General features: G+C 44.0%; 16 protein-coding genes, 1 tRNA gene, 3 rRNA genes and 1 other annotated feature. Of the genes, 18 read left to right on the forward strand and 2 right to left on the reverse strand.

Annotated elements, in window-relative coordinates; translation table 11 throughout:
- The 12 genes from dnaA (at nt 1) to rrf (ending at nt 15532) form a co-directional block, all read left to right on the forward strand.
- On the forward strand, nt 1-1350 hold the full coding sequence (gene dnaA / locus ACJROX_RS00005) for a chromosomal replication initiator protein DnaA (RefSeq protein WP_408008816.1): 1350 nt from the start codon (nt 1-3) through the stop codon (nt 1348-1350).
- 367 nt (nt 1351-1717) lie between these two features.
- Nucleotides 1718-2860: a DNA polymerase III subunit beta gene (gene dnaN / locus ACJROX_RS00010; protein WP_408008817.1), complete on the forward strand. Its 1143-nt coding sequence runs from the start codon at nt 1718-1720 to the stop codon at nt 2858-2860.
- Between the two features lie 76 nt (nt 2861-2936).
- Nucleotides 2937-3146: a S4 domain-containing protein YaaA gene (gene yaaA / locus ACJROX_RS00015; RefSeq protein ID WP_408008818.1), complete on the forward strand. Its 210-nt coding sequence runs from the start codon at nt 2937-2939 to the stop codon at nt 3144-3146.
- A 14-nt stretch (nt 3147-3160) separates the two neighbouring features.
- Nucleotides 3161-4282 (forward strand): DNA replication/repair protein RecF, encoded by a 1122-nt coding sequence (gene recF, locus ACJROX_RS00020; protein ID WP_408008819.1) that lies wholly within the window; start codon nt 3161-3163, stop codon nt 4280-4282.
- Nucleotides 4283-4305: 23 nt separating this feature from the next.
- Entirely contained in the window at nt 4306-4560 is a 255-nt protein-coding gene (gene remB / locus ACJROX_RS00025; RefSeq protein ID WP_408011842.1) for an extracellular matrix regulator RemB, read from the forward strand.
- A 64-nt stretch (nt 4561-4624) separates the two neighbouring features.
- The gene (gene gyrB, locus ACJROX_RS00030) at nt 4625-6547 is read left to right on the forward strand and encodes a DNA topoisomerase (ATP-hydrolyzing) subunit B (RefSeq protein ID WP_408008820.1); all 1923 of its coding nucleotides are present in this window, start codon (nt 4625-4627) and stop codon (nt 6545-6547) included.
- Nucleotides 6548-6607: 60 nt separating this feature from the next.
- A complete protein-coding gene (gyrA, locus tag ACJROX_RS00035) occupies nt 6608-9184 on the forward strand; it encodes a DNA gyrase subunit A (RefSeq protein ID WP_408008821.1) in 2577 nt (858 codons plus the stop codon).
- Nucleotides 9185-9317: 133 nt separating this feature from the next.
- Nucleotides 9318-9440 (forward strand): hypothetical protein, encoded by a 123-nt coding sequence (locus ACJROX_RS00040; protein ID WP_408008822.1) that lies wholly within the window; start codon nt 9318-9320, stop codon nt 9438-9440.
- A gap of 11 nt (nt 9441-9451) precedes the next feature.
- Complete coding sequence (locus ACJROX_RS00045) at nt 9452-10363, forward strand: HD-GYP domain-containing protein (protein ID WP_408008823.1); 912 nt, start codon at nt 9452-9454, stop codon at nt 10361-10363.
- 319 nt (nt 10364-10682) lie between these two features.
- A 16S ribosomal RNA gene (locus ACJROX_RS00050) occupies nt 10683-12233 on the forward strand.
- A gap of 172 nt (nt 12234-12405) precedes the next feature.
- Nucleotides 12406-15340: ribosomal RNA gene (locus ACJROX_RS00055) — 23S ribosomal RNA — on the forward strand.
- A 76-nt stretch (nt 15341-15416) separates the two neighbouring features.
- Nucleotides 15417-15532: ribosomal RNA gene (gene rrf / locus ACJROX_RS00060) — 5S ribosomal RNA — on the forward strand.
- Together the 16S, 23S and 5S rRNA genes form the textbook arrangement of a ribosomal RNA operon.
- A gap of 153 nt (nt 15533-15685) precedes the next feature.
- Here the strand turns inward: rrf and ACJROX_RS00065 are convergent.
- Together ACJROX_RS00065 and ACJROX_RS00070 are read right to left on the reverse strand one after the other, a co-directional pair.
- Nucleotides 15686-15820, reverse strand: coding sequence for a hypothetical protein (locus tag ACJROX_RS00065; RefSeq protein ID WP_408008824.1), 135 nt, complete (start codon nt 15818-15820; stop codon nt 15686-15688).
- Between the two features lie 29 nt (nt 15821-15849).
- A complete protein-coding gene (locus ACJROX_RS00070; protein ID WP_408008825.1) occupies nt 15850-16809 on the reverse strand; it encodes a YaaC family protein in 960 nt (319 codons plus the stop codon).
- A gap of 123 nt (nt 16810-16932) precedes the next feature.
- Here ACJROX_RS00070 and guaB point away from each other — a divergent pair, with 123 nt between their 5' ends.
- The 6 genes from guaB to ACJROX_RS00100 all read left to right on the forward strand — a co-directional run bounded on the left by guaB (nt 16933) and on the right by ACJROX_RS00100 (nt 24147).
- A complete protein-coding gene (gene guaB / locus ACJROX_RS00075; RefSeq protein ID WP_408008826.1) occupies nt 16933-18390 on the forward strand; it encodes an IMP dehydrogenase in 1458 nt (485 codons plus the stop codon).
- A 171-nt stretch (nt 18391-18561) separates the two neighbouring features.
- Complete coding sequence (locus ACJROX_RS00080) at nt 18562-19908, forward strand: D-alanyl-D-alanine carboxypeptidase family protein (RefSeq protein ID WP_408008827.1); 1347 nt, start codon at nt 18562-18564, stop codon at nt 19906-19908.
- 276 nt (nt 19909-20184) lie between these two features.
- On the forward strand, nt 20185-21069 hold the full coding sequence (pdxS, locus tag ACJROX_RS00085) for a pyridoxal 5'-phosphate synthase lyase subunit PdxS (protein ID WP_349409021.1): 885 nt from the start codon (nt 20185-20187) through the stop codon (nt 21067-21069).
- Between the two features lie 24 nt (nt 21070-21093).
- Nucleotides 21094-21687 (forward strand): pyridoxal 5'-phosphate synthase glutaminase subunit PdxT, encoded by a 594-nt coding sequence (gene pdxT / locus ACJROX_RS00090; protein ID WP_408008828.1) that lies wholly within the window; start codon nt 21094-21096, stop codon nt 21685-21687.
- A 39-nt stretch (nt 21688-21726) separates the two neighbouring features.
- Nucleotides 21727-21950: a binding site (T-box leader), on the forward strand.
- Nucleotides 21951-22333: 383 nt separating this feature from the next.
- Nucleotides 22334-23611, forward strand: a complete 1278-nt coding sequence (gene serS, locus ACJROX_RS00095) for a serine--tRNA ligase (protein WP_408008829.1) — start codon at nt 22334-22336, stop codon at nt 23609-23611.
- Between the two features lie 443 nt (nt 23612-24054).
- Nucleotides 24055-24147, forward strand: a tRNA-Ser gene (locus ACJROX_RS00100).
- Nucleotides 24148-24243: the final 96 nt, after the last annotated feature.

Raw genomic sequence — 24243 nt, forward strand, 5'->3', positions numbered from 1 at the left:
ATGGAAAATATCACTGATTTATGGAACAAAGCGCTTGCTGAAATCGAAACGAAGTTAAGTAAGCCTAGTTTCGAAACGTGGCTGAAATCAACAACCGCCCATTCATTACAGAATGATACGCTTGTTATTACAGCACCCAACGAATTCGCTCGTGATTGGCTTGAATCCAGATATTCGAATTTAATTTCAGAAACCTTGGATAATATCACAGGGACCAAACTAGCTGTAAAGTTCATCATTCCTCAAAACCAGACACAAGAAGAGCTTGATCTTGACCAGGCTGCAAAGAAAAACGCAAAAGTAGAAGCTGCTGATGAACATTTGACCCAAAGTATGTTGAACCCGAAATATACGTTTGATACGTTTGTCATCGGTTCTGGAAACCGGTTTGCCCATGCGGCATCACTTGCGGTAGCCGAAGCACCGGCAAAAGCTTACAATCCCTTATTCATCTATGGGGGTGTTGGACTTGGTAAAACACACTTGATGCACGCGATCGGCCATTATGTCATCGATCATAACCCTAGTGCAAAAGTGGTTTATCTTTCTTCTGAAAAGTTTACGAATGAATTCATCAATTCCATTCGGGATAATAAAACTGTCGATTTTCGTAATAAGTTTAGGAATGTTGACGTTTTATTAATTGATGATATTCAATTCTTGGCCGGAAAAGAACAAACTCAGGAGGAATTTTTCCATACATTCAATGCATTGCATGAAGAAAGCAAGCAAATTGTCATATCAAGCGATCGACCACCGAAAGAAATTCCAACACTTGAAGACCGGTTACGTTCACGTTTTGAATGGGGCTTGATCACTGATATCACTCCGCCTGATCTTGAAACAAGGATCGCCATCCTTCGTAAGAAAGCAAAAGCTGAAGGACTTGATATTCCGAATGAAGTGATGCTCTATATCGCTAATCAAATCGATACCAACATCCGTGAACTTGAAGGTGCACTTATCCGCGTTGTCGCGTATTCTTCTCTCATCAACCAGGATATGAATGCAGACCTCGCAGCAGAAGCGTTGAAAGATATCATTCCGTCATCAAAACCACGAACATTGACGATCCATGATATTCAAGAAATGGTTGGAGAGCAATTTAATGTCCGTTTGGAAGATTTCAAAGCGAAAAAACGAACGAAATCTGTTGCTTTTCCTAGACAAATCGCAATGTACCTATCAAGGGAGATGACGGATTTTTCATTACCTAAAATCGGGGAAGAATTCGGTGGACGTGATCATACAACAGTGATTCATGCTCATGAAAAGATCTCTAAATTAATAGCAACCGATCAGCATTTTCAAAACAAAATTAAAGAAATTCAAGAATTATTAAAAAATTAGCAGCTGTGAACAGATGTGCATAACTGAAACATAACAAGCGCTTTTATCAACATTCTATCCACATGTGGACAACCTTTAATGAAAAAACAATTTGAGACTTATCCACAAACTCACAGCACCTACTATTATTACTACTATTTTTTTATTATTACTTAAGAATAATATGTCTCCGAATTTTGATAGATTCAGATAGATGTGCACATGACAATTTATTGTACGGTAGGAAAGTATAACTTTTCAGCAAGAAACCTACTCGACGTACAAGAAAGTTTAGGAACCAAGTATAAGGGTAACTAAGGCTCAGCCTGCGCCAAAGGCTTGGCTTTGCCAAGTTTTCTTTATCAGGAACTGAGGAGGAAAAGAATTCATGAAATTCGTAATGAACAGAGATCAGCTTGTAGACAGTGTGCAAGATGTAATGAAAGCTGTTTCTACTCGTACAACTATTCCTATTCTTACTGGGATTAAAATTGAAGCCCACGAAGATGGCGTCACACTGACAGGTAGTGACTCTGATATCTCTATTGAAAGATTCATACCAGCTGAAGAAGATGGCTATGAGCATGTTGAAGTTGAAAAACCAGGGAGCATTGTCTTACAAGCACGTTTTTTCTCTGAAATCGTAAAAAAATTACCAGGTTCAAAGGTTGAATTAGAGGTTTATGAACGTTTCGGAACAAGAATCCGTTCTGGATCTTCAGAATTCAATCTCAATGGCCTGGATCCGCAAGAATATCCTCGATTGCCTGAAGTTCAGGAAAATAACAAGTTCAGCATTCAAGCTGACTTGTTAAAGGCATTGATCCGTCAGACTGTCTTTGCGGTGTCCACCTCAGAAACACGACCGATATTGACAGGTGTAAACTGGCATATCGAAAATGGGGAATTGAACTGTGTTGCTACAGACAGCCATAGATTGGCTTCAAGGATTGCAGCTGTAGAGACAACAACTGATGAACTTGAACATTCAAATGTTGTCATTCCTGGGAAGAGTTTGACAGAGTTATCCAAAATCCTTGATGATTCGAGTAAACTGGTTGATATCGTGATTACAGAAAGCCAGGTGTTATTTAAAGCAAAGAACATCCTCTTCTTCTCCAGGTTATTGGATGGGAATTATCCAGATACTTCAAAACTGATTCCGAATGACAGTAAAACAGAGATGGTCATTTCGACAAAAGAGTTTTTACAGGCGATCGATCGGGCATCCTTACTTGCAAAAGAGGGAAGAAACAACGTGGTCAAGCTTTCGACGATGGAGAATGACCAGGTTGAAATTTCATCAAATTCACCTGAAATTGGAAAAGTATTTGAGCATGTTGCGACAGAATCCTTTGAAGGTGATGAATTAAAGATCTCCTTCAGTGCAAAATATATGATGGATGCATTGAAAGCAATGGATTGTTCTGAAGTACTTATCCAATTTACAGGGGCTATGCGTCCATTCATACTTACCCCTCTTGATGAGAAGACAATCAAGCAACTGATTTTACCGGTTCGTACTTATTGATCCTAAAGAGCTACTAGTGACACATTTCGTCCTAGTAGTCTTTTCTTGCACTTTTAGTGAATTGGAGGAAGATGAGATGGAAATCAAAATCAATACAGAATTCATTACACTTGGCCAATTATTGAAACAAGCAGATGTGATTCAATCTGGCGGCATGGTAAAATGGTATTTGGCAGAACATGACGTATTTGTAAACGATGAACTTGAACAACGAAGAGGACGGAAGCTCTATGAAGGAGATACCGTTTCGATACCAGATACAGGAACATTTGTCGTAACACGTTGAATGGGGGTTTCCCTTTGCACTTAAAAGAATTGCAGCTGAAAAATTATCGAAACTATGAAATTGAAGAAGTTAGCTTCCAGGATACTGTTAATGTCTTTATTGGCGAAAATGCCCAGGGAAAGACGAATATTATGGAAGCGATCTATGTTTTAGGGTTTGCAAAATCCCACCGGACACCGAGGGATAAAGAATTGATACGTTGGGACTGTGAATATGGTAAAATAGAAGGTAGGGTCCAAAAAAGGAACGGTCCACTATCTTTACAGATTGTCATTAGCCAAAAAGGTAAGAAGGCTAAATACAACCATATCGAGCAACGGAGATTAACTGACTATATCGGCGCATTGAACATCGTCATGTTTGCACCTGAGGATTTAAACTTAGTAAAAGGGAGCCCTCAGGTGCGACGTCGTTTTATCGATATGGAAATCGGCCAGATCAGTCCAGTCTATCTTCATCATTTAAGCCAATATCAGAAGATCCTGCAACAAAGGAATCACTTATTGCGGGATTTAGGACGCCGACGAAAGAGCGAACAGGAAATGATGCTCGATATTTTGACAGAGCAGCTTGTGGAATATGCTGTAAAAATCGTTTCCAAGCGTCATCAATTCCTCGAAATGCTTCAAGAATGGGCATCACCGATTCATTCAGGAATCACCAAAGGGAAAGAATCGCTTGAAATGGAATACAAATCCTCTGTACAGGTATCAGATTCGGCGGATATGACGAATATGATAGAAGAGTATAATGATAAATTTACTAAAATCAAAGAGAAAGAGATGGAACGTGGTACGACGATGGCAGGCCCCCATCGTGATGACCTCATGCTGTATGTGAATAGTAAGGATGTACAGACATACGGTTCCCAAGGCCAACAGCGGACAACGGCACTCTCTTTGAAACTAGCTGAAATAGAACTGATCAAATCTGAAGTTGGTGAATACCCTCTTTTGTTATTGGATGATGTATTATCAGAACTTGATGACAGTCGGCAATCCCATTTATTGAACACGATTCAAGGGAAAGTGCAAACCTTCGTAACGACTACGAGTGTGGATGGAATTGAACACGAAACGTTGAAGAGTGCAAGTCTTTTTAACGTTGAACATGGGACAGCGACGTTAATAAAGTGAGGTGAGCAATCCTGTTTATTCATCTGGGAGAGAATGTCGTCGTACAAGCCAGGGACGTTGTGGCAATATTTGATTATGAGATTGCAAAAGGATCGGAAGAGACGAAAGAATTTCTAGATTATCACCACAGCAAGGATAATTTAGAAACGATCAATCGAGAACTGATCAAATCCATTGTTCTGACAACAGAAGAAGTATATTTATCACCATTATCGTCTGTAACGCTGAAAAGAAGAGCGAGAATCAATCAAAACTTCGAAAAACTGTTAAATAGTTAAATTTTCGGGATTCATATAGATTATTTGATTTATAGATGTTCGAAAAAAGAAGCAGGTGAAAAAAATGAGTATTGACCAAGGTACAGAAAAACAAACATATGATGAGAGTCAGATACAGGTACTCGAAGGATTAGAAGCTGTTCGTAAACGTCCAGGTATGTATATCGGCTCGACAAGCAAACGAGGATTACACCATCTCGTTTGGGAAATCGTAGATAACAGTATTGATGAAGCATTGGCAGGATATTGTACAGAGATTCGCGTGACAGTAGAGAAAGACAACAGTATTACTGTCCAAGATAATGGACGTGGAATTCCAGTCGGGACTCATGAAAAAACGGGACGTCCAGCGGTAGAGGTCATCATGACAGTGCTGCATGCCGGCGGTAAATTCGGCGGCGGTGGATATAAGGTTTCGGGAGGACTGCACGGTGTAGGTGCTTCAGTCGTTAACGCATTGTCCACTGAACTGGATGTGAAGGTACACCGAGATGGCAAAATCCATTACCAACAGTTTCTTCGGGGTATTCCTGCAGCAGACCTGAAAGTCATAGGGGAAACCGATATTACAGGAACGATCACACATTTCGTCCCTGACCCGGAGATTTTCACTGAAACACGAGAGTACGACTTTGAGATATTGGCAAACCGTTTAAGAGAACTTGCATTCTTGAATCGCGGATTGAAGATCATCGCTGAAGATAAGCGTGAAGAAGAACCGGTGGAACATGTTTACCATTATGAAGGCGGAATCAAGTCATACGTGGAACATATCAACCGGACGAAGGAAACGCTTCACGAGCCGATCTTCGTCGAAGGTATGCGTGACGATATTTCTGTGGAAATTGCTGTTCAATATAATGACAGCTTTGCAAGCAACCTTTATTCTTTTGCAAACAATATCAATACACATGAAGGCGGAACCCATGAATATGGCTTCAAAACCTCTTTAACTCGTGTGATCAATGACTATGCACGGAAGAATAACCTTTTGAAGGAAGATGGGAACTTATCTGGGGATGATGTTCGTGAAGGTCTTACAGCGATCATTTCCATTAAGCATCCTGATCCTCAATTTGAAGGTCAGACGAAAACGAAGCTTGGGAATGCTGAAGCAAGAACAGTTACGGAGTCTGTTTTCGGGGAAAAGTTTTCCCAATTCCTTTATGAGAACCCTACGGTCGCGAAACAGATCGTAGAAAAAGGAAGCATGGCACTGCGTGCACGTCTTGCAGCCAAGAAAGCCCGCGAGCTGACTCGCCGTAAAAGTGCACTAGAGGTTTCTTCATTACCAGGAAAATTAGCGGATTGTTCATCAAAAGATGCTTCGATTTCCGAATTGTATATCGTCGAGGGTGACTCAGCAGGCGGTTCCGCAAAGCAAGGGCGTGATCGTCATTTCCAAGCGATCCTTCCGTTACGTGGAAAGATCATCAACGTGGAAAAAGCAAGATTGGATAAGATTTTATCGAACAACGAAATCCGTGCGATCATCACGGCTTTAGGAACAGGTATCGGTGAAGATTTCGATTTATCTAAAGCCCGTTACCACAAGATCATCATCATGACGGATGCGGATACGGATGGCGCCCATATCCGGACGCTGCTGTTGACGTTCTTTTATCGTTATATGCGTCCGTTGATCGAACAAGGATATGTATATATCGCCCAGCCACCGTTATATAAGATCCAACAAGGTAAAAAAGTGTTCTATGCGTATAACGATAAGGAAAAAGACCGGGTATTGAATGAAATCTCCAAATCACCGAAGCCTTCCTTGCAGCGTTACAAGGGTCTTGGAGAAATGAACCCGACCCAGTTATGGGAAACGACTATGAATCCTGAAGAGCGGACAACCCTTCAAGTCGAGCTTCAAGATGCCATTGAAGCCGACGAAATCTTTGAGGTCTTGATGGGTGATAAAGTAGAACCACGCCGTGATTTCATACAAGAGAATGCACAATATGTGAAAAACCTTGATGTTTAATCGACCAGTTGATCATAAATAACCATGCTAGAAATGAAGTGTAATTGGAGGTAATCGGGAATGGCCGATATCGAACAATCTCGAAAAAAAGAAATCAATATAAGCGATGAAATAAGAACATCGTTCATGGATTACGCGATGAGTGTTATTGTCAGCCGTGCTCTTCCAGACGTTAGAGACGGCCTGAAGCCTGTACATCGCCGTATCCTATACGCAATGAATGACCTCGGTATGACTGCAGACAAGGCGTATAAAAAATCTGCACGTATCGTCGGTGAAGTAATTGGTAAATACCATCCACATGGTGATTCAGCGGTCTATGATGCGATGGTACGGATGGCACAAGACTTCAATTATCGTAATATGCTAATCGATGGACACGGTAACTTTGGTTCCGTTGATGGTGATGCAGCAGCTGCGATGCGTTATACAGAAGCGAGAATGTCCAAAATTTCTATGGAAATGGTCCGTGACATCCACAAGGATACGATCGACTATAAGGAAAACTATGACGGCAGTGAACAAGAACCGGTTGTCCTTCCAGGACGTTTTCCGAACCTTCTCGTAAACGGTGCGGCGGGAATTGCCGTTGGAATGGCGACGAATATTCCTCCACATCAACTTGGAGAAGTCATTGATGGTGTCCTTGCTTTAAGTCAAAATCCGGATATCGACATTCCAGAATTGATGGAATATATCCCAGGACCAGATTTCCCTACCGGAGGAGAAATATTAGGTCGTGAAGGCATCCGTCGTGCCTATATGACGGGGCGTGGATCGATCATGACACGTGCCAAGGCGCACATCGAAGAGAAGGATAATGGCAGAAAATCGATCATCGTCAACGAAATCCCATATCAAGTCAACAAGGCGAAACTGATTGAAAAAATTGCGGAACTTGTACGGGACAAACGTATCGAAGGGATTTCCGATCTTCGGGACGAGTCTGACCGTAACGGTATGCGAATCGTCATCGAAGTTCGAAAAGATGCAAATGCTAATGTACTTTTAAATAATTTATATAAACAAACAGCCCTTCAAACAAGCTTCGGAATCAATCTGTTAGCGCTCGTTGACGGCCAACCGAAGGTTCTTAATTTGAAGGAATGTCTTCATTATTATTTGAAGCATCAGCAGGAAGTTATTCGTCGACGTACAATTTTCGAATTGAAAAAAGCTGAGGCTCGTGCCCATATTCTAGAAGGGTTGCGCATCGCTCTCGATCATATCGATGAAATCATTGCTCTAATCAGAGGTTCACGTACGACAGACGTCGCCCGTGAAGGGTTGATGGAACAATTTTCATTATCTTATGAGCAGGCGCAAGCAATCCTTGATATGCGTCTACAGCGTCTTACAGGGTTAGAGCGCGATAAAATCGAAGATGAATACAATGAACTTGTGAAGTTGATCGCTGAACTGAAAGCGATTTTGGCGGATGAAGAAAAAGTTCTCGAGATCATCCGTACAGAGCTCACTGAGATTAAAGAAAAGTTCAATGACGAACGTAGGACGGAAATCACAATCGGTGAGAATGCGATTGAAGATGAAGACCTCATCCCTCGCCAGCAGATTGCGATCACCGTCACCCATAACGGATATGTCAAGCGACTCCCTCTGTCCACTTATCGGGCGCAGCGGCGTGGAGGACGCGGAGTCCAAGGAATGGGGACGAATGATGATGACTTTGTCGAACATCTCTTATCGACAAATACTCATAACACCATCCTGTTCTTTACGAATCTCGGTAAAGTGTACCGTTTGAAAGGGTATGAAATCCCTGAACTCGGAAGAACAGCAAAAGGGATTCCGATCATCAATCTCTTGCAAATTGAAAAAGGAGAATCGATTTCAGCGATCATTCCAGTTGAAGAGTTTGTAGATGACTGGTACCTATTCTTTGGTACGAAGGATGGGATTTGTAAACGATCTCCGCTTTCAGCCTTTGCCAACATTCGACGCGGCGGTCTTTTTGCCATCAATCTACGTGAAGAAGATGAACTGATCGGTGTCAGACTGACAGACGGCAATAAGGACATCATCATCGGTACGAACAGTGGTATGGCTGTCAGATTCCATGAAACTGATGTCCGTTCAATGGGAAGAACAGCAACTGGTGTGAAAGGAATCTCCTTACGCAATGAAGATTATGTGATCGGTATGGAACTTCTTGATGAAGATGAAAAACGTGATATCATGATCGTTACAGAAAAAGGTTTCGGTAAGCGGACCCCAATGGAAGAGTACCGGGTACAATCCCGTGGTGGAGTTGGCTTACGTACGTGTAACATCACTGATCGAAACGGTAAGGTGATTGCACTTAAAACTGTCACGGAAGAACAAGAAATCATGATTATCACGACGACTGGTATCGTCATCAGGATGTTAGTGGCTGATATTTCTCAGTATGGTCGTAACACACAAGGTGTTCGATTGATCAGATTGAATGAAGGTGTGGATGTTGCTACGATTGCTGTCGTGGACAAGGTCGATGAAGAAGAAGACATCGAAGGTGAAGAAGAAGTAACTAATGAACAAGAAACATCTGAAGAACTACTTCAAGATGAATCAGAATCATCCGATACAAATAATGAAGATGATTTCTTATCAGATGAAGACGATTCAACCGAAGAGTAATCAATGACGGAGGAAATTCAAATTTCCTCCGTTTTTTGAACTCTGATTTTCCATAGATAGAGATTTTATAGAGAGAAAATTTGACGAAGGCTGAAACATAGTGGCATTTAACTGTCAAAAAGGGGAGGTCCCATTGAAGGTTCTTGTACATAATCTAAATCCAGGTGAAGTATTAAGTAACGATGTGTTTTCCCTGACAAGTCGACCAATCGTGACCCGTGATACGGAATTGACTGAGGAGCATATTGCAGTTTAAACGAAGTTGAAGTGAAGGCGATCAAATCATCCAGTAAAAAACAGAATGAGGAAAAGGACAAAACAAGTCCTTTGATCAACTCACGACAAACAGATTTCCATTCTCTCTACACGAAAGCGGTCAACCTATATAAAAAACAATTTGCCAACTGGCAGGCGGGTACTGCAGTCGATCTTTATCCAATCCGCCTAGAAATCGTCCCATTGCTTAAGATTGCTTTGGAAAATCCAAAAACCATTCTTTCATTGCATCACTTTTCAAATATACAGGATTATATTTATCATCATGCGATATCTGTCGGTCTGATTTCCTCATTCTTAGCGAAAAAACTTTCTTATTCCAAAGGGGATATCATCCAGCTTGGATTAGCAGGTGCTCTTATTGACTGCGGAATGTCAAAGATTCAACCGAGGATCATGAATAAGAAGGAGACACTTAGTCAATCAGAGTATGAAGAAGTGAAACAACATCCTATTCTCGGTTATAAAATGTTAAAAGGCATTACTGGCATTAAAGAAAGTGTGATTCTAAGTGTATTGCAACACCACGAACGCGAAGACGGGAGCGGATATCCGTTAGGGACCAGAGGTAGCCGATTGAATATATACAGCCGGATCACAGCAATTGCTGACGTATTCCATGCAATGACTTCTGAACGTCTTTATCGATCTAAACAGTCCCCTTTCAAAGTCCTTGAGCAAATGCAATTGGATCAATTCGGAAAATTCGACCCGAAAATTTTGAACATATTAGTAAATGAATTATCTGTTTTTTCCGTAGGGACCAAAGTAGAACTTACGAATGGCCAGGTTGGAGAAATCGTCTTCATTGATCCTCATTCCCATACACGACCAATGGTGAAGATTGATGAAAGTAATGAAATCAAACGAACTGATCTCTATATAGAAAACATTTTGACTTAAAAGGGAAGAGAGAATATCTCTTTCTTTTTTCTATTGTGATCAGATCACCAAAGTCCCGAGTTTTCTTTATTAAATTTATGGTTGAAGTAGTTATAGAATCATGTTATAGTTATCACCGTTGCTCTTTTAACAACCCAAAAAAATATTTCAAAAAAGTTATTGACGGTTGTTTCTAGACATGTTATATTAGTTAAGTCGCCTCAAAACGGGGCGGACAAAAACAGTTCTTTGAAAACTGAACAAAAGCCAAGCGTGAAACGGGTCTTTTATAAGAACCCTGAATCAATTTCGATTTACATTTAATGAGCAATCAAACACTTTATTGGAGAGTTTGATCCTGGCTCAGGACGAACGCTGGCGGCGTGCCTAATACATGCAAGTCGAGCGGACCAACGAGGAGCTTGCTCCTCAGAGGTCAGCGGCGGACGGGTGAGTAACACGTGGGCAACCTGCCTGTAAGACTGGGATAACTCCGGGAAACCGGGGCTAATACCGGATAACATTCTCCTCTGCATAGAGGAGGATTAAAAGATGGCTTCGGCTATCACTTACAGATGGGCCCGCGGCGCATTAGCTAGTTGGTGAGGTAAGGGCTCACCAAGGCGACGATGCGTAGCCGACCTGAGAGGGTGATCGGCCACACTGGGACTGAGACACGGCCCAGACTCCTACGGGAGGCAGCAGTAGGGAATCTTCGGCAATGGACGAAAGTCTGACCGAGCAACGCCGCGTGAGTGAGGAAGGCCTTCGGGTCGTAAAGCTCTGTTGTTAGGGAAGAACAAGTACCGTTCGAACAGGGCGGTACCTTGACGGTACCTAACCAGAAAGCCACGGCTAACTACGTGCCAGCAGCCGCGGTAATACGTAGGTGGCAAGCGTTGTCCGGAATTATTGGGCGTAAAGCGCGCGCAGGCGGTCTCTTAAGTCTGATGTGAAAGCCCACGGCTCAACCGTGGAGGGTCATTGGAAACTGGGGGACTTGAGTACTGGAGAGGAGAGTGGAATTCCATGTGTAGCGGTGAAATGCGTAGATATATGGAGGAACACCAGTGGCGAAGGCGGCTCTCTGGCCAGTAACTGACGCTGAGGCGCGAAAGCGTGGGGAGCAAACAGGATTAGATACCCTGGTAGTCCACGCCGTAAACGATGAGTGCTAGGTGTTGGGGGGTTCCACCCTCAGTGCTGACGTTAACACATTAAGCACTCCGCCTGGGGAGTACGACCGCAAGGTTGAAACTCAAAGGAATTGACGGGGGCCCGCACAAGCAGTGGAGCATGTGGTTTAATTCGAAGCAACGCGAAGAACCTTACCAGGTCTTGACATCCTTCGCTACTTCCAGAGATGGAAGGTTCCCCTTCGGGGGACGAAGTGACAGGTGGTGCATGGTTGTCGTCAGCTCGTGTCGTGAGATGTTGGGTTAAGTCCCGCAACGAGCGCAACCCTTGATCTTAGTTGCCAGCATTCAGTTGGGCACTCTAAGGTGACTGCCGGTGACAAACCGGAGGAAGGTGGGGACGACGTCAAATCATCATGCCCCTTATGACCTGGGCTACACACGTGCTACAATGGATGGTACAAAGGGCAGCAAAACCGCGAGGTTGAGCGAATCCCATAAAGCCATTCTCAGTTCGGATTGCAGGCTGCAACTCGCCTGCATGAAGCCGGAATTGCTAGTAATCGCGGATCAGCATGCCGCGGTGAATACGTTCCCGGGCCTTGTACACACCGCCCGTCACACCACGAGAGTTTGTAACACCCGAAGTCGGTGAGGTAACCTTTTGGAACCAGCCGCCGAAGGTGGGACAGATGATTGGGGTGAAGTCGTAACAAGGTAGCCGTATCGGAAGGTGCGGCTGGATCACCTCCTTTCTAAGGAGTCCTTTATGGACATGGAACACGCTTTGGCTTTTGTTTAGTTTTGAAAGAGCTCATTCTCTTTCAATACATTGTTCCTTGAAAACTAGATAATGAAATTCTTGAAAACAAGACATCGAAAACGTCATTTAATGACAAGTAAGAAGTGTAAGTTCATTCATAACGTGGTTAAGTTATGAAGGGCGCACGGTGGATGCCTTGGCACTAGGAGCCGAAGAAGGACGGGACGAACACCGATATGCCTCGGGGAGCTGTAAGTAAGCTTTGATCCGGGGATTTCCGAATGGGGGAACCCACTGCCCGTAATGGGGTAGGATCCATACCTGAATTCATAGGGTATGAGAAGGCAGACCTGGGGAACTGAAACATCTTAGTACCCAGAGGAAGAGAAAGCAATCGCGATTTCCTGAGTAGCGGCGAGCGAAACGGAAACAGCCCAAACCAAGAGGCTTGCCTCTTGGGGTTGTAGGACACTCTATACGGAGTAAGAAAGGAACGGCGTAGGCGAAGCGGTCTGGAAAGGCCCGCCAGAGGAGGTAACAGCCCTGTAGCCAAAACGTCGTTCCCTCCAGAGTGGATCCTGAGTACGGCGGGACACGTGAAACCCCGTCGGAAGCTGGGAGGACCATCTCCCAAGGCTAAATACTCCCTAGTGACCGATAGTGAACCAGTACCGTGAGGGAAAGGTGAAAAGCACCCCGGAAGGGGAGTGAAAGAGATCCTGAAACCGTGTGCCTACAAGTAGTCGGAGCCCATTAACGGGTGACGGCGTGCCTTTTGTAGAATGAACCGGCGAGTTACGATAACGTGCAAGGTTAAGTCGCAGAGACGGAGCCGCAGCGAAAGCGAGTCTGAACAGGGCGCATGAGTACGTTGTCGTAGACCCGAAACCGAGTGATCTACCCATGTCCAGGGTGAAGTTCAGGTAACACTGAATGGAGGCCCGAACCCACGCACGTTGAAAAGTGCGGGGATGAGGTGTGGGTAGGGGTGAAATGCCAATCGAACTCGGAGATAGCTGGTTCTCCCCGAAATAGCTTTAGGGCTAGCCTCGTGGTGAGAGTTCTGGAGGTAGAGCACTGATTGGACTAGGGGTCCCCACAGGATTACCGAATTCAGTCAAACTCCGAATGCCAGGAACTTGTCCACGGGAGTCAGACTGCGAGTGATAAGATCCGTAGTCGAGAGGGAAACAGCCCAGACCATCAGCTAAGGTCCCCAAGTATACGTTAAGTGGAAAAGGATGTGGAGTTGCCCAGACAACCAGGATGTTGGCTTAGAAGCAGCCACCATTTAAAGAGTGCGTAATAGCTCACTGGTCGAGTGACTCTGCGCCGAAAATGTACCGGGGCTAAACGTATCACCGAAGCTATGGATTGTACCTAACGGTACAGTGGTAGGGGAGCGTTCGAAGGGCTGAGAAGCGAGACCGGAAGGACTCGTGGAGCGCTTTGAAGTGAGAATGCCGGTATGAGTAGCGAAAAGAGAAGTGAGAATCTTCTCCATCGAAAGCCCAAGGTTTCCTGAGGAAGGCTCGTCCGCTCAGGGTTAGTCGGGACCTAAGCCGAGGCCGAAAGGCGTAGGCGATGGCCAACAGGTTGATATTCCTGTACCACCTCCTTTCCGTTTGAGCAACGGGGGGACGCAGGAAGGTAGGGAGAGCGCGCTGATGGATATGCGCGTCCAAGCAGTCAGGCCGGTGGATAGGCAAATCCGTCCACCATACGGCGGAGCTGTGATGGCGAGGGAACTAGAGTACCGAAGTCCCTGATCCTACACTGCCAAGAAAAGCCTCTAGCGAGGAAAGAGGTGCCCGTACCGTAAACCGACACAGGTAGGCGAGGAGAGAATCCTAAGATGCTCGGGAGAACTCTCGTTAAGGAACTCGGCAAAATGACCCCGTAACTTCGGGAGAAGGGGTGCTCTGATAGGGTGCAAGCCCGAGAGAGCCGCAGTGAAAAGATCCAAGCGACTGTTTAGCAAAAACACAGGTCTCTGCGAAGCCGTAAGGCGAAGTATAGGGGCTGACACCTGCCCGGTGCTGGAAGGTTAAGAGGAGGGGTTATCCATTAGGAGAAGCTCTGAATCGAAGCCCCAGTAAACGGCGGCCGTAACTATAACGGTCCTAAGGTAGCGAAATTCCTTGTCGGGTAAGTTCCGACCCGCACGAAAGGTGCAACGACTTGGATACTGTCTCAACGAGAGACCCGGTGAAATTATAGTACCTGTGAAGATGCAGGTTACCCGCGACAGGACGGAAAGACCCCATGGAGCTTTACTGTAGCCTGATATTGGATTTTGGTATCGTTTGTACAGGATAGGTAGGAGCCAGAGAAGCCGGACCGCCAGGTTCGGTGGAGGCGTCGGTGGGATACTACCCTGACGGTATTGAAATTCTAACCCAGGACCGTGATCCGGTCCGGAGACAGTGTCAGGTGGGCAGTTTGACTGGGGCGGTCGCCTCCTAAAGTGTAACGGAGGCGCCCAAAGGTTCCCTCAGAATGGTTGGAAATCATTCGCAGAGTGTAAAGGCACAAGGGAGCTTGACTGCGAGACCTACAAGTCGAGCAGGGACGAAAGTCGGGCTTAGTGATCCGGTGGTTCCGCATGGAAGGGCCATCGCTCAACGGATAAAAGCTACCCTGGGGATAACAGGCTTATCTCCCCCAAGAGTCCACATCGACGGGGAGGTTTGGCACCTCGATGTCGGCTCATCGCATCCTGGGGCTGAAGTAGGTCCCAAGGGTTGGGCTGTTCGCCCATTAAAGCGGTACGCGAGCTGGGTTCAGAACGTCGTGAGACAGTTCGGTCCCTATCCGTCGCGGGCGCAGGAAATTTGAGAGGAGCTGTCCTTAGTACGAGAGGACCGGGATGGACACACCGCTGGTGTACCAGTTGTTCCGCCAGGAGCATAGCTGGGTAGCTACGTGTGGACGGGATAAGTGCTGAAAGCATCTAAGCATGAAGCCCCCCTCAAGATGAGATTTCCCATCGCGTCAAGCGAGTAAGATCCCTCAGAGATGATGAGGTTGATAGGTCTGGTGTGGAAGCGTGGTGACACGTGGAGCTGACAGATACTAATCGATCGAGGACTTAACCACTTTACTTAACATCGACGATGTTTTCAAGAACCGTTATCTAGTTTTGAGGGAACAGTATCCCTTGAATTTCATACAGTCTGGTGACGATGGCGAAGAGGTCACACCCGTTCCCATGCCGAACACGGAAGTTAAGCTCTTCAGCGCCAATGGTAATTGGGGGCTTCCCCCTGTGAGAGTAGGATGTCGCCGGGCACCACAAGAGTAGTCGAGAGACTGCTCTTTTTTGTATGTAAATGGTGAAAACTTAGAGGGTTTTGACAACCTGAAATCAAGAAAAAGCTAAAACGAGGTACTCAAAGAGGGCTTTTTGAGATCGTGAAAAGCGAAAATCGCAAAATATCGTACTCAAACGAATACTAACACAACTGGCGAAAGAAGGCCGATAAGCTCGCATGCTAATGGTTCTTTTAAAATGAAGATTTTTGCTTCCAAAAATCTTTTGCCAATATAAACCTTTTTATTACCAATATCTAGTGTCATTTTATGTTTTTCCTCGGTTCAACAACCTCTTAATTTGAATGCCTCTTCCCCTCTAAGTAATCCATCAACATTAATGGAACTTTTACTCGGGAAATGGATAAGAACCTTGATATGAAAGGAAAATCATTGCTGGAGTAAGTATGGAACAAGTCTCCCCACCATTCTGTTTCGTACCGGCAGATCATGCTTAAGTTATAAAGCAATAAATAATGGACCATGGCTTCGTGCAATGGTATAAAACCCTCTCTCGCTGTCGGAATGAAGGATTCCCCGCAAAGACTTTTTTTGATCAATGGATTTTCCCCTGCATTTTCCCCAGTTTTCATGACAAAATACGAATCTGCATATTTTACATCAGATGTAGTAAATTGTTGTTTTATGAACTGGGTAAATCGACTATCCGTCATATGTAGATTATCCAAAATTTTGTCAGGAATCGACATTGAACCACAAGAAGAAACAGCAACTTGCAGTAAAGGAGAAAATCCGTTGATTTGTCGAAACAAATCATTCATATCTGGTACGTGACATAGAAGCTCCTGCATCTGAAATTTATCTCCCTCATGTGCGTCGAGTTGAAAGAGTCGTTTTGAAAAATAAGGATATAATCCATTTTTCTGGACTTTGATTTCGTCCTGTAAAAATAAATAATTCTGCTTTTTTCGTTTTCTGGTGGTAACCCCATGGGCTAACAAAGCAGTAGATTCGGGGTAAAAAGGATCGACTGTCAAAAGGCAGCACTTGATTAATTGGATCATCCCGTAGTAGAGAAGGACGGGCTGCAGTTCTAACGGTGAGTTTTTACATAAATCAAAATATCTTTTTCCATGTGTCAAATAGTAGATGAAACTATAACAGTTTCGATAGCTAAGTTCATCACTCGTTAAAGCCGTATTTAATTGTTGGTAGCATCCTTTCAAGTATCGCTGTGTGGATGAGGCACTTAAAAATTGATCGTAGCTTTTCCATTCATTCAATGAGGTCTCCATGAGTTCACATCCATATAGCGCAAATTTTGAGAAAAGTCGAACTTATTGCTACTTTCTTGACAGTAGTTTACCCCATTGTTAATCTACAAATAATATTTAAATCGACTAAGGAGAGTGGGACTTATGTGGGAAGAAAAATTTGCACGAGAAGGACTAACGTTTGATGATGTTTTACTTGTTCCTGCAAAATCATCTGTACTGCCAAGAGACGTTTCAGTAAAAACGCAGCTTTCTGAAAACGTCAAATTGAACGTACCGATTATCAGTGCAGGGATGGATACAGTGACAGAGTCGAAAATGGCTATTGCAATGGCAAGGCAAGGCGGGCTTGGAATTATTCATAAGAACATGTCTATTGAAGAACAGGCGGAACATGTAGATCGTGTTAAACGTTCAGAGTCCGGTGTCATTACGAACCCATTTTATCTCACTCCAGATCGCCAAGTTTTTGATGCCGAACACCTGATGGGGAAATATCGAATTTCCGGTGTCCCGATTGTAGATGAAGACCGCAAACTTGTGGGTATCATTACAAACCGTGATATGCGTTTCATCCAGGACTATTCGATTAGGATCAATGAAGTGATGACACATGAGAATCTCGTAACAGCCCCTGTTGGGACCACTTTAAAGGAAGCAGAGGAAATTCTTCAGGAGCATCGAATTGAAAAACTCCCACTCGTTGATGAAGAAGGCATTTTGAAGGGGCTCATCACCATCAAGGATATTGAAAAAGTGATCGAATTCCCGAATTCCGCCAAAGATGAGCACGGAAGGCTTCTTGCTGGGGCTGCAGTCGGAGTTACGGCAGATGCGATGATGCGTGTGAAGAAACTTGTCGAAGCTGGCGTCGATGTGCTTGTCATCGACACTGCACATGGTCATTCTGAAGGTGTTCTTCAAAAGGTGAAGGAAATAAAAGATGCTTTTCCAAACGTTACGATCATAGCAGGAAATGTCGCGACTGCAGATGGGACACGTGATCTGATCGAAGCTGGTGCTGATGTCGTGAAAGTCGGTATCGGACCTGGATCGATCTGTACAACCCGTGTTGTTGCTGGTGTCGGTGTTCCACAGATCTCAGCCGTATATGAATGTGTAACAGAAGCAAGAAAGCATGGAGTACCGATTATTGCAGACGGCGGTATCAAGTACTCAGGTGACCTTGTCAAAGCCCTCGCTGCAGGTGGACATGCTGTCATGCTGGGCAGTCTCCTTGCAGGGGTGGATGAAAGCCCAGGAGAACGTGAAATCTACCAGGGACGACAGTTTAAAGTTTATCGTGGCATGGGATCAATCGGTGCGATGGAGAGAGGAAGCAGGGATCGTTATTTCCAAGAAAATAACCAGAAACTTGTTCCTGAAGGAATTGAAGGCCGAGTCCCATATAAAGGACCATTAGCGGATACGATTCACCAGCTTGTCGGTGGCCTGCGTTCCGGCATGGGATACTGCGGTACGCCATCTATTGATGAGCTGCGCGAAAATGCGATGTTCACTCGTATTACGAATGCAGGTCTTCGTGAAAGCCATCCGCATGATGTTCAAATCACTAAAGAAGCGCCGAACTATTCTGTTTAAACGGACAGATAAGCTGTTTGTCACACAATTGTAATAAAAGATGCGATAATTTTACCATTTTCGATTTTTTTCAGACAGTGGGTCTTCCACTGTCTATTTTTTTGAATTTTATTATGGTACAATAACCTTTGTGTTATTAGGGTTGGAGGTGCAAAAAGGTTGGTAAACCGAATGAAACGTATAGTCATCATTGCGTTAGTCATGTTACTTGTAGTCACGGGAGTTGTAACGTCAACAGCAAATAAGGGTTATGCTGCTCCTGACTTGCAAATGGATACTGAATCAGCGATTTTAGTTGATGCAGAAACAGGTAAGATCCTGTTTGAAAAAAATGCAGATTTACTGCTGCCACCAGCAAGCATGACGAAAATGATGACGGAATATTTGATTTTCGAGGCAGTTGAAGAAGGGAAAATCAGTTGGGATACCCCCGTTAAAATAAGTGATCGTGTACATAAAGTTGCACAAGATTCTAGCCTATCGAATGTCTGGCTTAGAAAAGATGCAGATCCAGATTACACAATCAAAGAGCTATTTGAGGCAGCTGCCATTTATTCTGCCAACGGTGCGACAATGGCCATTGCCGAAACAATTGCAGGTTCTGAAGCGAACTTCGTAAAAATGATGAATGATAAAGCGAAAGAGCTAGGCTTGGAAAAGTATAAATTCTACAACAGTACAGGCCTGAATAATAGTGACTTGAAAGGGAATCACCCAGCAGGCGGTGCGAATGACATGAACATGATGTCAGCTCGTGATACTGCGAAACTGGCATACCACCTATTGAAAGACTATCCAGAAGTCCTCGATACTGCGAAAATACCTGAAAAAACCTTCAGGGAAGGTACAGAGGATGCAAACCGTATGATCAACTGGAACTGGATGATTCCAGGCAATCCACAAGGTTACGGGCTTGGCTATGAAGGCGTGGACGGATTAAAGACTGGATCCACTGAGCTTGCAGGTTATTCCTTTACTGGAACAGCACAACGAAACGGTATGCGTGTCATTTCAGTCGTCATGAAAGCTGATTCATACAACGCACGTTTTGAAGAAACCAAGAAACTTTTGGATTATGGGTTTAATAATTTTAAAAAACAAGAAGTTGTAAAAGCGAATTATGAAGTCAAGGACAAAGCTACATTACCTGTGGTCAAAGGGAAAGAAAAAGAAGTCGAAGTGAAGTCGACTGACGGGCTTTCGGTTGTCCTAGCCAATGGGGATGAGGAAAAATATACACCGAAAGTGACCTGGGATAAAAAAGCATTGAATGACAAAGGTCAATTGACTGCACCTATTAAGAAAGGTGACCAGGTCGGTACTCTGTCACTCGAATATTCTGGTGAAGATGACTATGGCTACATAGATGAAGCCGCCAGTAAAAAAGCAGGCGTCCCAATTGTCGCACAAGCCGATGTCGAAAAAGCAAACTGGTTTGTGTTGATGATGCGTGGAATCGGTGGATTCTTCGGGGATATCTGGTCCAATGTCGTTGACGGAATCAAAGGTCTGTTTTAATCGAAATTAATAAGAAGGGGCTGACTCTATAGGTCAGTTCCTTTTGTATAACTAATGGATGTTATTTAAAAATAAGTTTAACAAAGGAGTAGTCTTATTACACCTCTGAAAACAGATATTGAACAGTTCTTCCTGATACACAAACATTACCAATAATATAAGGGAGAATAACATAGTGTCTGGATAGGCATGAGTGAGGAAAAGTGATACAATAGTGTAGGATTTAAGAATAATTGGAATACATCAAAAAACACCTACTGACAGGGGGAATCATACATGGTACAAACAGGTACTGATCGTGTAAAACGTGGAATGGCAGAAATGCAAAAGGGCGGCGTCATAATGGACGTTGTCAATGCAGAACAAGCGAAAATCGCTGAAGAAGCAGGTGCTGTGGCAGTAATGGCACTAGAACGTGTCCCTGCGGACATTCGTGCAGCTGGTGGGGTTGCTCGTATGGCGGACCCTACAATTGTCGAAGAAGTCATCAATGCAGTATCTATTCCTGTAATGGCGAAAGCACGTATCGGCCATATTGTCGAAGCACGTGTACTCGAAGCACTGGGTGCAGACTATATTGATGAGAGTGAAGTTTTGACACCAGCAGATGAAGTTTTCCACTTGAACAAGCGTGACTTCACTGTACCTTTCGTATGTGGTGCACGTGACCTAGGCGAAGCAACACGCCGTATTGGTGAAGGTGCTTCAATGCTTCGTACAAAAGGCGAACCGGGAACAGGGAATATAGTTGAAGCTGTTCGACATATGCGCCTTATTCAATCTCAAGTCAAGAAGGTTGTCGGTATGAGTGAGGATGAGCTTATGACGGAAGCGAAAAACCTTGGAGCACCATACGAAATCCTTCTTCAAATCAAGAGAGAGGGAAGACTTCCTGTCGTTAACTTTGCTGCAGGAGGGGTCGCATCTCCAGCAGACGCAGCGTTGATGATGGAGCTTGGCGCTGATGGCGTATTCGTAGGATCAGGAATCTTCAAATCAGATAACCCTGAGAAGTTTGCTCGTGCGATTGTCGAAGCGACAACTCATTATCAGGATTATGATTTAATCGCTAAATTATCTAAAGGTCTTGGAACTGCAATGAAAGGTGTCGAGATTTCTTCTCTACAACCATCAGAGCGTATGCAAGACCGCGGTTGGTAAGAAACGTAAAGGAGACATCATAGAATGGTCACAATAGGTATTCTTGCCCTTCAAGGTGCAATTCGTGAACACGCTCGTTCACTTGAAGACAGTGGAGCAAACGTAAAAATTGTCAAACGTATAGAGGACCTGAAAGATATTGACGGACTTGTTGTACCTGGTGGAGAAAGCACCACAATGCGTCGATTGATTGATAAATATGAAATGTTCAAACCTTTACAGGATTTTGCGAAAACCGGAAAACCAGTTTTCGGGACGTGTGCAGGATTGATTTTGATGGCCAAGGAGATCATCGGTCAAGAGCATGGCCACCTGGAAGTGATGGACATGAAGGTACACCGTAATGGATTCGGCCGTCAACGTGAAAGCTTTGAAGTTCCTTTAAGTGTCAAAGGACTTGAAGGAGAAGAAGACTATATCGGCGTTTTCATTCGTGCTCCTTACATCGATTCTGTTGGTCCAGATGTAGAAGTGTTGGCGACTTTCCAAGACAGAATCGTTGCTGCACGCCAGGGACGATTCCTATGTTGTGCCTTCCATCCGGAATTGACAGATGATCATAGAATGCACGCCTATTTTGTAGAAATGGTTGAAGAGTCTAAAAAAACATTTGCATAACATTCCAAAATAGTGTAAATTACTACTAACACATTTTCAGAACGAATGTTGACAGGAACTAGTAGCATGTCTTCTTTGTGAAGAGAGTCGATGGTTGGTGAGAATCGGCCAAAGAAACTTGTGAATCCATCCTAGAGTAAAATACTGAACAAGCGAAGGCTTTAGTATGTATTTTCGGTTCGTAACCGTTAAATTACTTGAGTGGTATCACCTATTTGGTGATACAACCAGGGTGGCAACGCGGGTTAACTCTCGTCCCTTCTTTTAATAGGGGACGGGAGTTTTTCTATTTCTATGCAGATGATAAACGGCGAATTACTGCGTTATTTGGTTTTTTGCGGTCCTCATGTATTATTAATACACTCCGGTCCTAAAAAACCTACATGCCTTGTACTTCTTGTTTCTAATCTACCTAGTGATTACGGATGATAAGCTACAAATTTCTTCGTTACTTGGTTTTGGAGGTCCTCACCGTTTTTACAACATACGCCTCCGGTCCTAATCTGCCTAGTGATACGGGTGATAAACTTCGGATTTCATCGTTACTTAGTTTAAAGCGAAATATTGCGGTACTCCTGCGGAAAGGAATTTAGCCAAAATCAAGAATTAAGGAAAAAAAGCCTAATATAAAAAGGGAGGAATACACATGTTGGATTTAAGATTTGTGCGCGAAAATTATAATGTGGTAAAAGAAAAGCTTTCTACTCGCGGAGAAGATATTTCCGGTCTGGATCAGTTCAAGGAGCTTGACGAAAAACGCCGTGAACTGATCAACAAAACAGAACAGCTGAAAAGTGAACGAAACAATGTATCTAAAATGGTTGCTGAATTCAAACGTGAAAAAAAGGATGCCGATCAACTGATTAAGGAAATGCGTGAGGTCGGGGAAAAAATCAAAGCATTCGACGACGAGCTCCGTCAAGTTGAAGAAAAACTCCAAAGCATCATGCTAACTCTACCGAACATTCCTCATCCATCTGCTCCTGTAGGGGATGATGAAGAGGATAATGTGGTCGATCGTGAATGGGGCGAAATCAGAAAATTCGATTTTGAACCGAAACCTCACTGGGATGTCGCTGTTGATTTGGACATTGTTGACTTTGAGAGAGCAGCCAAAGTGACAGGAAGCCGTTTTGCCTTTTATAAAGGCCTTGGGGCTCGCCTGGAACGTGCACTGATCAATTTCATGATGGACTTGCATGAAGACCAGCATGGTTATACTGAAATATTGCCACCGTACCTCGTCAATCGTGACAGCATGACTGGTACTGGACAACTTCCGAAGTTTGAAGAGGATGCATTCAAAATCCGTGAAGAGGATTATTTCTTGATTCCGACTGCCGAGGTGCCTGTGACGAATTTACATCGTGATGAGATTTTGTCCTTAGAAGGTCTACCGAAAGCCTATGTGGCATTCAGTGCATGCTTCCGTTCCGAAGCTGGATCTGCAGGACGTGATACCCGAGGATTGATCCGTCATCACCAGTTCAATAAGGTCGAGCTTGTACACTTTGTAAAACCGGAAGATTCTTACGAGCAGTTAGAAACCTTGACGGGGCATGCTGAAAAGGTATTACAGCTATTGAAGCTTCCATACCGTGTGATGAGCATGTGTACAGGGGATTTAGGCTTCACTGCAACGAAGAAGTATGATATCGAAGTCTGGATTCCTAGCTACGAAACATATCGCGAAATTTCTTCTTGCAGTAACTTTGAAGATTTCCAAGCACGCCGTGCAAACATACGATTCCGCCGTGAACCAAAGGCGAAACCAGAGTATGTTCATACGTTGAATGGATCTGGGCTAGCAATTGGCCGTACGGTAGCTGCGATTTTAGAGAACTATCAGCAAGAAGATGGTTCTGTCGAAATTCCTGAAGTTCTACGCCCATATATGGGGAATAAAACTGTCATTTCTAAGTAAAGGGCTTTGTTAGATTTTAATGTTATGTTGATTTAACTGAAATTCGCGACACTCCTGCGGGAACAGCGAGCCAGGCGAGACACTGCAATAAAAGGATCTTCGAGTATAATAATGAACTTCGACCAAGTACCACCACGTCCTGCGCCTGTGGTTACTCGGCGAAAACTACAAGGATGGAATTTAAGTCCGAGGTCTTGTGGTGAGCCAGCATAAGGATAGCTTCTAAGAATTCTCATCGCAGACACGAAAATGATTTCATTTTTGTGTTGAGATCAATGTGCAAGTGAGGAGGCTTACGGATCGTCCGCGGAAATCAACAATAAGAATAACAGAATAATTTTAAAAATAGGGGAAGGCGGCTTATTTGCCGTCTTTCTTAAAAAATGTCGAATTAATGGTTGACTTATCGTTTTTTGCGATGCTATAATAGTTTTTGTCAGTGCGGAGGTATACCCAAGTCTGGCTGAAGGGAGCGGTCTTGAAAACCGCCAGGGGTGTAACAGCCCGCGGGGGTTCGAATCCCTCTACCTCCTCCATTTAATAAAAAAATCACAGCGCATAGTACAACGGAGATTGTATGTGAATTTTGAAATTCGTTACTTTTAAAAAGTAGCGAATTTTTTTATGTCTTT

The organism is Pseudalkalibacillus sp. A8 (assembly GCF_045920555.1).
Classification (GTDB): domain Bacteria; phylum Bacillota; class Bacilli; order Bacillales; family Fictibacillaceae; genus Pseudalkalibacillus.

Excerpts from the sequence above, each read along its gene's own strand:
- dnaA (WP_408008816.1), top strand. The coding sequence starts at position 1 with ATGGAAAATATCACTGATTTATGGAACAAAGCGCTTGCTGAAATCGAA.
- dnaN (WP_408008817.1), top strand. The coding sequence starts at position 1,718 with ATGAAATTCGTAATGAACAGAGATCAGCTTGTAGACAGTGTGCAAGAT.
- gyrB (WP_408008820.1), top strand. The coding sequence starts at position 4,625 with ATGAGTATTGACCAAGGTACAGAAAAACAAACATATGATGAGAGTCAG.
- pdxS (WP_349409021.1), top strand. The coding sequence starts at position 20,185 with ATGGTACAAACAGGTACTGATCGTGTAAAACGTGGAATGGCAGAAATG.
- guaB (WP_408008826.1), top strand. The coding sequence starts at position 16,933 with ATGTGGGAAGAAAAATTTGCACGAGAAGGACTAACGTTTGATGATGTT.
- gyrA (WP_408008821.1), top strand. The coding sequence starts at position 6,608 with ATGGCCGATATCGAACAATCTCGAAAAAAAGAAATCAATATAAGCGAT.
- ACJROX_RS00080 (WP_408008827.1), top strand. The coding sequence starts at position 18,562 with ATGAAACGTATAGTCATCATTGCGTTAGTCATGTTACTTGTAGTCACG.
- pdxT (WP_408008828.1), top strand. The coding sequence starts at position 21,094 with ATGGTCACAATAGGTATTCTTGCCCTTCAAGGTGCAATTCGTGAACAC.
- serS (WP_408008829.1), top strand. The coding sequence starts at position 22,334 with ATGTTGGATTTAAGATTTGTGCGCGAAAATTATAATGTGGTAAAAGAA.
- ACJROX_RS00070 (WP_408008825.1), bottom strand. The coding sequence starts at position 16,809 with ATGGAGACCTCATTGAATGAATGGAAAAGCTACGATCAATTTTTAAGT.
- ACJROX_RS00065 (WP_408008824.1), bottom strand. The coding sequence starts at position 15,820 with ATGACACTAGATATTGGTAATAAAAAGGTTTATATTGGCAAAAGATTT.
- yaaA (WP_408008818.1), top strand. The coding sequence starts at position 2,937 with ATGGAAATCAAAATCAATACAGAATTCATTACACTTGGCCAATTATTG.